Origin of the sequence: Peribacillus psychrosaccharolyticus ATCC 23296, assembly GCF_000305495.1 — a bacterium.
GTDB classification, from domain to species: Bacteria; Bacillota; Bacilli; order Bacillales; family DSM-1321; genus Peribacillus; species Peribacillus psychrosaccharolyticus.
Genome location: NZ_AJTN02000002.1, coordinates 14,942 through 27,921, shown reverse-complemented (window position 1 = coordinate 27,921; position 12,980 = coordinate 14,942). Strand labels below are relative to the sequence as shown.

Genomic DNA, 12,980 nt, shown 5'->3' with positions numbered 1-12,980 from the left:
TTCGCAAGATTTGACACATAGAGCCCTCCTTTTATACTTGTGTAACTTTTACTTTAGCCGCAGACGTAACTTCTAATAAATACTCCATAACTTCCTCTTGCAGCTCTTTGTTTTGCAAAGCGAAATCGACGGTTGTTTTAATGAAACCGATTTTCTCACCGACATCATAACGAATTCCTTCAAAGTCATATGCGAATACACGTTGGATTTGATTTAATTGTTGAATAGCGTCTGTCAGTTGGATTTCTCCGCCTGCTCCTGTTTCTTGGCGATCAAGGAAACGGAAGATTTCTGGTGTTAGTACATATCGGCCCATAATAGCAAGTGTTGATGGTGCTGTTCCGGGCTTTGGCTTCTCAACAAAGTTATTCACTTGGTAACGACGGCCTTCTTGAGACTCAGGATCGATAATTCCGTAACGGCTAGTCAAAGCTTCGGGTACAGTTTGAACACCAATAACAGAGGCTAAGGTTTCTTCGTATTGATCAATAAGTTGTTTTAAGCAAGGTGTGTCGCTCTGCACGATATCATCACCAAGCAAAACAGCAAATGGCTCATCTCCAATGAAATTCCTAGCGCACCAAACTGCATGTCCAAGTCCTTTTGGTTCTTTTTGACGGATGTAGTGGATGTCAGCAAGGTTAGTAGAATAGCGGACTTTATCAAGTAAATCTAATTTACCTTTCGCTTGTAAGCTTTGTTCAAGCTCCATGGCTACATCAAAGTGATCTTCAATTGCCCGCTTCCCTTTCCCTGTTACGATAATGATATCTTCAATTCCTGAAGCAACTGCTTCCTCAACGATGTACTGAATGGTTGGCTTATCAACAATTGGAAGCATTTCTTTCGGCATTGCTTTGGTAACTGGTAAAAACCTAGTTCCTAATCCTGCTGCTGGTATAATCGCTTTACGTACTTTTTTCATGTTTGTTCCTCCCCATTCTTTAGCGGACATTTATCTGCTAAGTAAAATAAATACCTAATGATAAGCCATGCTGGTCACACGAATTATCATTAACTATCTATCGTTTGTTTCTCACAGCAATTCCATCCCGGCAAATTATGCATTATTTTATGCATGACTATTTTCGCGGTACTAATTATCTAAATATACTGAAATATAGTATTAGAATATTAGTAGGCTATAGAATATCCGCTGGAATACTCGTTTATCCCAAAACACGATGGCTGTGATTTCTTCCACAACAGTAACATATTGTCATAATGTTTGGAAGGTATTTCATGTATTTCTTATATATTTCCATCTAAGGTAATAGAAGCTATACGATAATAGTTTTTAGCCCTAATTGAGGGCTTAATTACCCACCGGTGATCCTAGAAGCTTGTTGAAAACAATCGAATTTTGCAAACCCTTTCAATTTTTTATACAATATATTTTATGAATATACATTCAGTTATTATGTTAACTATTACCAACTATTGAATTATTGAGGAAAGCCTCCAAATAGAGGTTTATCAGTATTTAAAAAGGGGTACAGGTATAATCCACTTCCCTCACAACTTCTATTCCTTTCTTTTATTGCACTTGCTGGTCCGGTTGTCTGCAGGAGCACGATCCACACTGAATACATTTTTTCTATACTCCCTTTTTAATTTGTCAAATGACATATGACTTATTTGTGAGTAGAGTAATAGTACCGAAAGGCTTTGACGTAACGCTTGTGCCCTGTAATACTGCTACCATTGACGCTTGTTTCATTCATCTAGAAAATAGTAGTGACCTTTTCAACAAATAAAGTCCGCATTTGGACGGTGTTTTCTCCCGATAAATTGGTAATTAATTGATGTATACCTAGATTTCTATAGTTTCGAGTGGGTTAATACAACTAGACTCGATGTGGGATATTTATAAAAAAAGATACAAAATAGGCTGCTGAGAAATTCTCAGCAGCCTTATTTGTCAAGGATTCTTACTTATGATTGATTGCTTAGGTGTGATGACTAGTTTCTGTTTCTTTTTAGAAGTTAAATAGTTTCCTAGTTTCTGTGCTGGCTTTTCAATATATGTATGTGTAACGGCGGCAACAGCAATCGATAGGAACGGAACGATCACTAAAACATAATAGTATGGAATGATTTTCCCCAAGGTGTACATTAATGTAATCAATACCACCATATGAGTTAAATATAAACTATATGAAACTTTACCCAGCCATAAAAACACCCGCTTGGTTAACAAGTCTTTCACACGCGTCGAATCAATGGCAAATAAAAAGATGATTAATACGCCTATAGATGCTACCCAATCACCTCCTGCTTTTATCGGCATCGACAATATTCCAAAGTCTTTCTGCAGCACTTTGAACACTTCATCTATGTTAAATAAAACCAAAGCCAGAATGAATAGAAGAATTTTTATAAAAGCAGGGATATTCGTAAAGGCCGGAATCACCTTTTTATAATATTTTGCGAATACGGCTCCTATGATAAAGAACGTTGTATAAAAGAAGGTATCTTTAAACGAATTGACGATATCTTGATACATTGGATTTTCGACGAAGGTATTTACTGCCGCTAACCCTGCTGATAGAGACATCGATAGAGCAAAACCAAAAACGATGGCTTTTTTCCAACTTAATTTTAAAACGAGCAGCATTAAGAATGGAAAGAAAAAGGAAATTCTCATTTCATGAACAAGACTCCAAGTTGGTCCATCTACGTTTGTATTGTCATATCCAAGCATTAGAAGATATGAAATGACAGCTTCCCATGAAATTGGGTGAGCCCATCTTCTTTCACTAAAAGAAGGAATCAACCCACTGTGACCTTTATAATCTGCAAAGATGATCATTAGCAATACAGCAATGGTCATGACCGAAATATATGGAATATAGATCCGACAGAATCTTTTAATCATATATTTGGGATAGCTGAATGGTTTAGCGTGTATAAAAGGGATTGCTAACACAAATCCGCTTAAAATAAAGAACAATAAGACCGCTTCGCTTCCAGCCCAAAAGGTATGTAAAATGGTATTGGTAAATGCAGTTACCCACCCATTATCATACGGTTCATTATAATGCGCCGCGTGAAACAAAGGCGTCATTAATAGACAATGATGAAATAAAACAATGAGTGCAGCAATTCCTCTCAATGAATCAAGAGAATGAATTCGATTACTTTGTTGCAAAAGCCTAGCCTCCCTACTGTAAGTTGAATTTATCTTACAGGAATCAGAAAGCTTTGAATATGAGTTTACCAATTTTTGCACAAAACAGTTAGATAGTAGTAACCCCTTGATAAAACCAGCTGCTCCATTATAAAAAACCGCCAATAGCCTCTCGTTTTTTGAGAATTTATTGACTATTGATTTATACACTTATATTGAACGGGTATTTCTTTGAACCCTTGTTCCATCCGTCTTAGTCGTTCTTCAAATACGTCTATGTTCAAGGTTTATGCCTGACTGCCCCTTTTAGTGAAATAGTCTATATGAACCTATCTAGGGTTAGACTTTTGACACACACATAGAAAGCCGGACTACCAAATGGGAGCCCGGCTCTTTTCATATTTCCTTGCTTTGCTCATTCCTTCTCGGCCAAATAAAGTAGCTGCTCGATATGACGAGATCAATTCCGAGTGCGAGTGTCCAGATTTTGAGTATATTCCATAGGGCTTCCGTGCGCGAGGGTTCATTGATGAGGTAGATGATGCCCAGCAGTAATCCAGCACCGATCAGATAGGCAAATACATGACTTACCCAGCCCTTCATTTGATGTTTGGCATATTGAATGCCATAGCGTTTGATAGGTTTCGGGCCGGTCTTCATAATATAGTATTGAAATCTTTCGTCTGCCCAGGCAATCATGCTTTTTCCGAAGGCAATTGAACTTCCAATGTAGATGGCTGCAATGCCATGTACGGTTGTTGCGGTTGCTCCTTTTGCTAAATCCCAACTTGTCGCAATCAATAAAACCAAATCAATCACTGGTGTGAGTGCTAATAATAGGAAACCAAGTTTCTCTTTCTTCCATATGTAACGAGACACAAGCCCAACTATAATCACTAACCAGAAAGCAATCTCACAAGCTGCGATTAACCATCCAATACCAGTCATTCAACCCCTCCTTTACTAGTAAATTATACCATTTATAAGTTTAAATTAAATCAACTGGCGTTTTTTTATTCAAATGATTATATTTACCTAGTAAATACCCTAAAATCGGCTTAATCTTCACAAAAACCAGACGATAGTATCAATAGAATAGCATTTTAACAGAGTAGGAACTTCCCCTATCACAAACATCACCCACCAAATTACCCACTAAGGAGAATTAATTCTTATGTCTAGAAATCAATGGGATACTGCAGAGGATATTTATAAAAAAAGAATGCTAAGAAAGAATATACTCGTTGGCGCGTATATCGGGGTTGTTATCATCGCCATTACCTCGATCACTTTTCTGATGAGCCAATGAACACCTAAAAGGACGACTTTCAGAATAAGAGTCGTTTCTAGCTGCCGAGAAACCTTCGGCAGCTTTTTTATTTGACTAGTCCTGTAGTGCCTGAACCGCACAATAGGAATGGGAGACACTTAAATCAAACCTCAGTACAGTAATTATGCTGTATTAAAAAGTGATTGCCTTAAAAGCAGCCTGAATGGGCGACTTAGATTCAGCTTACTAGCGCTTTTTATCTGTTTTATTTTGATCAATTAGGGAAGCAACTTCATATGGTGTACAATCATTACATATTCTTAAAGGAATAGAACGGATGACGGAGGTGTTATGGTGAAACCATTTGGTGGATGGAAGCGTGTATAATGCTTGCCGATTCTGCAGAAATGGATTCCCGAACAGAATGAAGAAAAAACCACTATATATACTTATACTGCTTGTCTTACTCTTCGCTGTTGTCGCTATGGTCTATTTCCAACCGAAAATCACCACGGAAGAACAAAGTGAAGAGAATACGACAGGTAAAGACGAAGAAAAAGAAGGCTCAAAAACACCAGAAACCTCACCAGCAGAGGAAATAAATCCAGATGAGCAGATCGATGCCTTGCTTGCTGACATGACTCTTGAAGAAAAAGTGGGACAGCTTATGGTCATTGGCTTTGACGGGAGTAAAGTCTCGAGCAACGCAAAAGATATGATTAAAAATAAACATATTGGGGGCATTATTTACTTCGACCGCAACATGGAGTCGCCTAAACAGGTAGCTGAATTGTCCAATTCGCTGCAGCAGACTGCCGCCGATAGTAAGAATCAACTTCCGCTTATGATTGGGGTTGATCAAGAAGGCGGAGATATTCTTCGGATGCGCTCACAGGTGTCCCCTATTCCTTCTCAGCAAAAGCTTGGAAAGATTGGGGCTGCGGAGACTGTTTATCAAACGGCTAAACTAAATGCAACAGAGCTTAGTGCAATGGGGGTTAATCTAAACTTTGCGCCTGTGCTCGATTTATCCAAGACAGACAGCCGCTCATTTGGAACCGACCCGAAAAAGACAGCAGAATACGGAACAAAGGTGATTGAAGGGTTTCAGAGCGCATCAATCACAGGTGCGGTGAAGCATTTCCCTGGTCACGGCCGTAGTTCGGTAGATCCACATCTGGATTCATCCTCGGTAGAAGCCAATCAGCTTGATTTGGAGAATTCGGACATCTACCCTTTCACCCAGCTCATAAAAGAAGTCGATAATCAGAATTTTTTTGTGATGGTTACTCATATTAAATATCCCGCCTATGATAAAGAAAAACCAGCAAGCCTTTCGAAGGTCATTATCCAAGACCTGCTTCGTAAAAAGCTCGGCTACGAAGGAATCGTTGTTACTGATGATTTAGAAATGGGGGCGGTGACTAAACATTATGCCTATAAAGATTTAGGAAGCGAAGCGATTCAAGCAGGTGCAGATCTCTTGCTCGTGTGTCACACATATAAGCATCAACTCGAGGTCTACAACGGGATTATTGAAGCTGTCCAGTCAGGTGAAATCCCGATAGAACGAATTAACGAAGCGGCAAAACGGGTTATATCGTATAAAATGAATACGATGCAGCATGAAATCGTTGATCCTAAGCAAGCTGATTCAATCGTCAAAAGTGAGGAAAGTCTAACGTATTTAGAGAATTTGAAATGAAGAGGGACTGCCGAGTAATAACTTGGCAGCTTTTTTTGGTTTTATGTTCAAAAAAAGCCCTATTTTTCAATAGGACTCTGTATTCTTGAAACGGCAAACCCACATAAGATGGTTAATATCCCTGTATAGTTTAAGCCTAATGTTGCTTCCTGAAAAAAGGAAACCGTCATCATGGAGAAAATCAGACCCGAGTATAAAATATAATCAAATGAGATTTTTTTTGTACTATAAGCGAATGTTAGAAGGTATTTAATCAATCCAATAAAGAATACTAGATACAAGATAAAGCCTGGGTAGCCTAGTTGATAAATGAGACTTCCCATGAAGCTTTCAGCACCCATATGGGTAATATCCCAAGCAACTACCTCGTTCATCATCGCATAATAGACGCCGCCATTCCCTACTCCAAGTCCGATTGGATGTAAATAGGAGTCTAACAGGGGTAAAATAAATCCATCAAAATGGACGATAATACTGGATTTTATTCCAATTCCTTTAATAACAAAAAAGGCGACAAATATGAAACTAACAAAAACCGTAATAAATTGTTTTGGTTTTAATTTAAAGTTGTATAAGCAGACAATCCAAAAAGTTAGTATGGCTAAGATAGCGAGCGCACCCTTCCCTAGAGTTAACCCGATACCGATTAGCAAGAAGAACCTGACAGATACCATTAATTTCGATTTAATGAATAAGGTACAACAAAATGCTGCTAACACAAAATAACTTAGATTGATGGCATCAAAGAAAAAGGAGTACATTCTGTATATATACATTGGACCAACAGACGTTCTAAAATCCGGGAAATCCGTATAGGCCGTACCTTTGGCTTGCATAATATAGCCAAGGTGAAACCACTCTTTCCAAATGTGCGAGTTATTATCGATTAATAGAAAAATAATTCCGAAAATAACGGATAAAATTCCTAAAAAGATCACCATTTTTATCACATTATATATTTTATGTACAGACTGTTTAAGTGAATAATAGAGAAGTCTCCCTAGGAAATAACTCACAAAGAGAATGCCAAAGGATCGCATATAATACAGTTTGCCTTCCATATTTGCACTAGAGATAAGGAAACTTATTCCGAGCCACAATACAAGCAGAGGAAATGTTTTTTCGAACTTAAGGAGACGTAAGCTTTTTTGATAGCGTATGTATAAGAGTGAAACGAAGAGAATCGCGAAGACCTCTTTGAAGATCATCAGCATCTTAATGTTAAAACCGCTCTCTTGATTCTCAAAAATCCCCATACCAATTCCGACTAGTACATTTTGAAACGTTAATAGAAACACCAGATGGTACAGCAGATAGATGCTGCCATCAAAACGTTCTATAAATAAAAATGTCATTAAGAACGTATATAGAATTAAAAATCCAAAACTAAAGGTGACATTATGTAAATTAGTTATTAATGAATAAAAAAGAATATGTGGGACTAAAAGAGCGAATAAATAAACGACAAATAGTTTACTTTGTTTATTGATGGATATCTTCGAATTTTCCAGTATATGCTGCATAAACCTACTCCTTTTCTTAACTAAATTTAATTATTGTGGAAATTTTGGAGGAATGCAACATGTTTCGCCGTAACATTGTGAAATCAGGAACAAAGGATTAGATGGTAAAATTTAAATAAGTACTATTAGCTATTTTCCTGATTATAGGGTTGGAAACTTCTTGTGACACAAAAAAAGCCGGCCCAATTATTCAGCGGGTCGACTTTATTCCTTACATATAACTAGTAATCCATTCCATCTCGCCGTTTGCTGTAATGTCTTTGGTGCCGCGGGTGATGATGAAGTGATCGCCTTTTTTGATTGGTGTTGTTTCTCCGTCGGCTGTGATGGTTCCGCTGCCTTCGATGACGGTGACCAATTGGAAACGGTCCTGGGATGCTAATTTATAGCTTGTGCCTTTGATTGCATGGTGAGCAACCGTAAATTCAGGAACGGAGATGAGTTCTTGTGTTTCTCCGCTTTCAACGGATTGCTTTTGCAGCGCAACGGGATCAGTTAGATCTGGTGCATTCGTTACCGCAATCGCTTTTTCTAAATGAAGCTCACGCAAATTTCCGGCCGCATCTTTTCGATCATAATCATAAACCCGGTAAGTAGTATCCGACGATTGCTGCGTTTCTAGAATCGTGATGCCCTTTCCGATAGCATGAATGGTCCCGCTTTTCACGAAGATAAAATCGCCGCGTTTGACGGGCATTTTCCGGAGCAGTTTTTCCCATTGGCCTTGATAAATGTAGCCCGCTACTTCTTCCTTCGTATCGGCATAATGGCCAAGGATGATTTCAGCGCCTGGTTCTGCGTCAAGGATGTACCAGCATTCCGTTTTGCCGTATGGTTCTCCTTCTAATTGACCTGCTTGTTCGTCGTTTGGGTGAACCTGAACGGACAGATCATCTCTTGCGTCGAGAATTTTAATCAATAACGGAAATTCATTGAGTTCGTATTCGCCAAATAATTGGCTGCGTTCTTGATTCCACAGCTCGGACAACTTTTTGCCGTCGTATTCGCCGCCCTCAATCACGCTTTCTCCTGCAGGATGAGCCGATATTCCCCAGCATTCCCCGATTGGTCCCTCAGGAATGGTGTAGCCAAATTCGGTTTCAAGCTTGCGTCCTCCCCAAATACGTTCTTGGAAAACTGGTTTTAGATGTAAGATACTCATACTCTCCACGCTCCTCATGTTCACTGCTTAATTGTTTATTCATTCTCCTACTATATATATCGTACGGTGCCTTCTAGCATTATTGATTGCCTTGCTAAGCTAACGGAATGTTCCTCCATGTCGCTCGCTTTCATGTATAATACTACCATACTTTTTGTTATATATTCTGTCCGTTTCATGATTTTTCGCCTTTCTAGTTTCAACTACATATTTGTTATACACCAAGCGAAAAAAGCCCTCTTTTCATGAGCGGGTTCTAGTATTACTGCTGTTATTAGTTGGGCATTTAGTCAGACTGATCGTGGTTCTTTTTATCCTACTAATTATGGGTTTTATGTATGAATCTATTGAATTACTATATTCGTATGGTAATTAATAGTATAATTACCAAAGGAGGCGATTAATTAAATGAACTTACGTAATAAGCTGATTATTGCTGGTTGTTTCGTAATTCTAGCAGGTACCGTTATTATCGGGAATCAAACGTACCAGGATAGACAAGATGCAATGGTTGAAAAATCTTCGAATGATCTTAATAAACGGAAGCTTACTGTTGCTGCAAAAGATGATTCTACGAGTGAAGATAAAGAGAGTTCAACAGGTACTAATTCAGCTAAAGTGGATTCAAAGGGTGATGACGCAGAGCGGACAACTACAGAATCTACAAAAAAGGCTGATTCTAGTAAAACTGATGCTGCGCAAGATACAAGCAGCAGTACTGCATCTAACAATAGTAGTCAGTCTAAGGACGTACAGAATACTAGCAGTAGTTCCCCTGCAACTGCGCCTAAAAAGGCTGATTCTTCTGTAAGTGCACCTGCAAAAGATAAGCCATCGTCAAGTACACCTGTTAAGAAAGATGAGTCTACCGGCACTACTCCTCCAAAAGACAAGGAAAACACAAGTGGTTTACATTTCTCTTCTAGAGAAGAAGCGATTCAGTATGGGACAAGCAGGCTTTCAGCTGAGGAGCTAGCGATTTATAAAAAGGCTTCTGCAAAAGGATTGACTGCCGAACAAGAAGCGTTGGCTTTTCAGGTTGCTTCATCTCGGTTCACTTCTGAAGAAATGCAAGCCTTAAAAGAAGCACTCAATAAGTAAAACCTTACTCCGCCCTTGTTGGCGGTTTTATTAGTTCTATCGTAAGGTTTTGCCTTTTAGGTTTATGATGATCTAACGCAAGTATTTGATAGATTAAAATAAAATTGTCAAGCTGCCGGCTTAATTCAATTGTTTCTACGCAATTACATCCATGTTTGTTAGCCTTTGTAATCATCTCTGTTCGAGTACGTTCTATCAATTGCGTTAAATAAATCATTGTTTCACCGGACTGAACCATGAATTCACACTCTCCCTTATTAGGTATATTTTACCATTGTTTACGGATAGAATTTACAAACAGATGTGAACTTTTTTATTATTTTGATGTCCCCTAGTGCCGGTTCACTAGATATCTCGTATACAGTTGTTTTTCTGTCTTTGGTCTATAAAAATAGCATCATTTCTTCTGGTTTGGCTTGCTAGTACAAGATTAATGACCCATTTTTAACAACCCCGGGTAATTTTAACAGGTATTGCTGCTGAGAGTAGATCGGTATCGGTCTACTTGGACGGTTTATCGGTCTAACTTATTGTTGTATCGGTCTACTTCATACTTGTATCAGTCTACCAGATACGTTTATCAGTCTTACGCCATTCCAGACCACTTTATCAACACACACAATGAAACCCCCGACACAAAGTGTCGGGGGTTTGGTTAGTGTCCGCCTAAATAGGCCATTTTTACTTTTTCGCTTGAAGTGAGTTCCTCCGCTGTCCCTGCCAAAACGATTCGGCCAGTTTCAACAACGTAGGCTCGGTCAGCGATAGAGAGTGCTAGATTAGCATTTTGTTCGACAAGCAGAATCGTCGTGCCAGTCGCGTTAATCTCTTCAATAATCCGGAAGATCGTTTTAACGAGCAGCGGGGCCAGTCCCATTGACGGTTCATCGAGAAGAAGCAGTTTCGGTCTTGCCATCAGGGCACGTCCCATAGCAAGCATCTGCTGTTCACCGCCTGACAGTGTCCCGGCTTGCTGCTTAAGCCGTTCGAGCAACCGTGGAAACAACACATACACGCGTTCCATATCTTCTTTCATTCCCGCTTTGTCCTTACGTAAGAAGGCTCCGAGTTCCAGGTTTTCTTGAACGGTCATGTTGGCAAACACACGACGTCCCTCGGGTACATGGGAGATACCTTGTTTAACGATGGCCTGCGCCTGCTTTCCGCCAATTGACTTTCCTTCGTATAGGACCTGACCATTTTTGGGTTTTAGTAAGCCAGAGATGGTTTTTAAAAGCGTACTTTTCCCAGCACCGTTCGCGCCAATCAGGGTGACGATTTCGCCTTGGTTAATTTCAAGCGTGACACCCTTCAGCGCCTGAATGTTTCCATAATAAACGTTGATGTCTTCTACTTTCAGCATTATGAGACCTCCTCGCCGAGATACGCTTCGATGACTTTTGGGTTGTTGCGGATTTCTTCCGGCGTTCCGTTTGCAATCAACTGACCATGATCCAGAACATAAATCCGTTCACATACGCCCATAACCAAGGGCATATCATGCTCAATCAACAGCACGGTCAGATTGAATTTTTTTCGAATTAACCCGATCAAATCCATCAATTCATGTGTTTCCTTTGGATTCATCCCTGCCGCAGGTTCATCGAGCAGCAGCAAACGCGGATTGGCGGCTAATGCTCGCGCAATCTCGAGCCGGCGCTGTTGTCCGTATGGCAGATTTTTTGCTTTTTCATCCATATATTGATCAAGGTTAAAAATCTTCAAAAACTCGATCGCTTTTTCATGCATGTCTTTCTCACCGGAAAAATGGCCCGGCATGCGTAAGATTGAACTCGCCATCGTATGCTTCGCCTGTGAGTGATACGCTACTTTTACATTATCCAATACCGATAGCTCACTGAATAAACGGATATTCTGAAACGTCCGGCTGATCCCTTTCCGCGTAATTTTAAACGGAGGCAGCCGGCATAAATCTTCTCCCTCGAAGGAAATACTTCCTTCTGTCGGAACGTATACACCCGTCAACAGATTGAACAGCGTCGTTTTACCAGCACCATTGGGACCAATTAACCCAACCAGCTCGCCTGGAAAGAGCTTAATATTCACATCAGCAACAGCCCTCAAGCCTCCAAAGCGGATTCCAACATGATCAATATTAAGCAGTGGTGTGGTGGTTTCCATCCTTAGAACCTCCTTTTGTTTTACGTTTGAACAGCGACGTCAATTCCCGCGTACCCATTAAGCCCTGTGGACGATAAATCATCATCACAATCAGAATCAAACTGTAGAATAACATCCGTGTTTCCGGATAGTCCTGCAGGAAGGTTGACACAATCGTCAGTACAATAGCTGCAAGGACGGCACCAGATAAGCTGCCCAATCCGCCTAACACAACAAAGATCAAAATATCAAATGATTTCAAGAAACCGAAATTTGACGGCTGAATGATATAGAAATTATGAGCCCATAACCCGCCGGCTATTCCGGCAAAGAAGGCACCGATCACAAACGCGGCAACCTTATAGTACGTGGTGTTGATTCCCATTGCATCTGCGGCTGTTTCGTCTTCTCGAATGGAAATACACGCACGTCCATGTGAGGAGTTCGTAAAGTTACGAATCACAAGGATTGTGATGAGGATACAGCCAAAAACCCAAGGCCAAGTCGTCATATGGGTCACCTGCATTCCGCTTGCTCCACCGATATAGTCGATATTTAAAAAGACAATCCGAACAATTTCACCAAATCCAAGCGTCGCTATCGCTAGGTAGTCCCCTTTCAGCCTGAGCGTTGGAATCCCAATCAGCATTCCCGCTAATGCCGCAACGATCCCTCCGACAAGTAACCCGGCGAATAAGGGCATTTCAAACTTCATCGTGATAACAGCCGATGCGAACGCACCTACGGCCAAGAAGCCAGCGTGGCCAATCGAAAACTGACCGGTAATGCCTATAATTAAGTGGAGACTTACTGCTAAGATAATATTAATGCCCATAAAGATAATCATATTTTCATAGTACGAATTAAGAATGCCCCCGGTTAACAGCAGTTGTACCACAGTAAAAAGAATAAATGATAAAAGAACCGAGAGCCAAAACCCTTTTGATTGCTTAAAAATAGTCATCGCT

Annotated in this window: 12 protein-coding genes; 3 read left to right on the top strand and 9 right to left on the bottom strand. The window is 40.0% G+C overall.

All coding sequences use genetic code 11. The features are described from left to right. Positions 1–31: 31 nt before the first annotated feature. The 3 genes from galU to WYK_RS00315 all read right to left on the bottom strand — a co-directional run bounded on the left by galU (position 32) and on the right by WYK_RS00315 (position 4,078). Positions 32–925, bottom strand: a complete 894-nt coding sequence (gene galU / locus WYK_RS00325) for a UTP--glucose-1-phosphate uridylyltransferase GalU (protein ID WP_040372326.1) — start codon at positions 923–925, stop codon at positions 32–34. Between the two features lie 996 nt (positions 926–1,921). Continuing rightward, positions 1,922–3,151, bottom strand: a complete 1,230-nt coding sequence (locus WYK_RS00320) for an acyltransferase family protein (protein ID WP_040372324.1) — start codon at positions 3,149–3,151, stop codon at positions 1,922–1,924. Between the two features lie 375 nt (positions 3,152–3,526). Next, positions 3,527–4,078 (bottom strand): hypothetical protein, encoded by a 552-nt coding sequence (locus tag WYK_RS00315; protein WP_040372322.1) that lies wholly within the window; start codon positions 4,076–4,078, stop codon positions 3,527–3,529. A gap of 226 nt (positions 4,079–4,304) precedes the next feature. Between WYK_RS00315 and WYK_RS25920 the strand changes: the two genes are divergently transcribed. Beyond that, complete coding sequence (locus WYK_RS25920; RefSeq protein WP_268870010.1) at positions 4,305–4,439, top strand: hypothetical protein; 135 nt, start codon at positions 4,305–4,307, stop codon at positions 4,437–4,439. 385 nt (positions 4,440–4,824) lie between these two features. After that, the gene (gene nagZ, locus WYK_RS00310; RefSeq protein WP_152526359.1) at positions 4,825–6,105 is read left to right on the top strand and encodes a beta-N-acetylhexosaminidase; all 1,281 of its coding nucleotides are present in this window, start codon (positions 4,825–4,827) and stop codon (positions 6,103–6,105) included. Between the two features lie 59 nt (positions 6,106–6,164). Here nagZ and WYK_RS00305 read toward each other — a convergent pair whose 3' ends face one another. Further along, complete coding sequence (locus WYK_RS00305; protein WP_040372320.1) at positions 6,165–7,628, bottom strand: hypothetical protein; 1,464 nt, start codon at positions 7,626–7,628, stop codon at positions 6,165–6,167. A 211-nt stretch (positions 7,629–7,839) separates the two neighbouring features. Further along, positions 7,840–8,790, bottom strand: coding sequence for a mannose-6-phosphate isomerase, class I (gene manA / locus WYK_RS00300; RefSeq protein WP_040372318.1), 951 nt, complete (start codon positions 8,788–8,790; stop codon positions 7,840–7,842). 408 nt (positions 8,791–9,198) lie between these two features. Between manA and WYK_RS00295 the strand changes: the two genes are divergently transcribed. After that, entirely contained in the window at positions 9,199–9,891 is a 693-nt protein-coding gene (locus tag WYK_RS00295) for a hypothetical protein (protein WP_040372316.1), read from the top strand. 4 nt (positions 9,892–9,895) lie between these two features. Here WYK_RS00295 and WYK_RS00290 read toward each other — a convergent pair whose 3' ends face one another. From WYK_RS00290 to WYK_RS00275, 4 genes are all read right to left on the bottom strand, one after another. Continuing rightward, entirely contained in the window at positions 9,896–10,129 is a 234-nt protein-coding gene (locus WYK_RS00290; RefSeq protein WP_040372314.1) for an aspartyl-phosphate phosphatase Spo0E family protein, read from the bottom strand. Between the two features lie 417 nt (positions 10,130–10,546). Further along, the gene (locus WYK_RS00285) at positions 10,547–11,254 is read right to left on the bottom strand and encodes an ABC transporter ATP-binding protein (protein WP_040372313.1); all 708 of its coding nucleotides are present in this window, start codon (positions 11,252–11,254) and stop codon (positions 10,547–10,549) included. Further along, positions 11,254–12,033, bottom strand: a complete 780-nt coding sequence (locus WYK_RS00280; RefSeq protein ID WP_040372311.1) for an ABC transporter ATP-binding protein — start codon at positions 12,031–12,033, stop codon at positions 11,254–11,256. The genes WYK_RS00285 and WYK_RS00280 overlap by 1 nt, the downstream gene beginning before the upstream one ends. Continuing rightward, entirely contained in the window at positions 12,008–12,976 is a 969-nt protein-coding gene (locus WYK_RS00275) for a branched-chain amino acid ABC transporter permease (RefSeq protein WP_040372308.1), read from the bottom strand. Before WYK_RS00275 ends, WYK_RS00280 begins: the two co-directional genes overlap by 26 nt. Positions 12,977–12,980 lie beyond the last annotated feature (4 nt).

Coding starts and splice junctions, on each gene's coding strand:
- WYK_RS00315 (WP_040372322.1), bottom strand. CDS start 4,078: ATGACTGGTATTGGATGGTTAATCGCAGCTTGTGAGATTGCTTTCTGG.
- nagZ (WP_152526359.1), top strand. CDS start 4,825: ATGAAGAAAAAACCACTATATATACTTATACTGCTTGTCTTACTCTTC.
- galU (WP_040372326.1), bottom strand. CDS start 925: ATGAAAAAAGTACGTAAAGCGATTATACCAGCAGCAGGATTAGGAACT.
- WYK_RS00280 (WP_040372311.1), bottom strand. CDS start 12,033: ATGGAAACCACCACACCACTGCTTAATATTGATCATGTTGGAATCCGC.
- WYK_RS00295 (WP_040372316.1), top strand. CDS start 9,199: ATGAACTTACGTAATAAGCTGATTATTGCTGGTTGTTTCGTAATTCTA.
- WYK_RS00285 (WP_040372313.1), bottom strand. CDS start 11,254: ATGCTGAAAGTAGAAGACATCAACGTTTATTATGGAAACATTCAGGCG.
- manA (WP_040372318.1), bottom strand. CDS start 8,790: ATGAGTATCTTACATCTAAAACCAGTTTTCCAAGAACGTATTTGGGGA.
- WYK_RS00275 (WP_040372308.1), bottom strand. CDS start 12,976: ATGACTATTTTTAAGCAATCAAAAGGGTTTTGGCTCTCGGTTCTTTTA.
- WYK_RS00290 (WP_040372314.1), bottom strand. CDS start 10,129: ATGGTTCAGTCCGGTGAAACAATGATTTATTTAACGCAATTGATAGAA.
- WYK_RS00305 (WP_040372320.1), bottom strand. CDS start 7,628: ATGCAGCATATACTGGAAAATTCGAAGATATCCATCAATAAACAAAGT.
- WYK_RS25920 (WP_268870010.1), top strand. CDS start 4,305: ATGTCTAGAAATCAATGGGATACTGCAGAGGATATTTATAAAAAAAGA.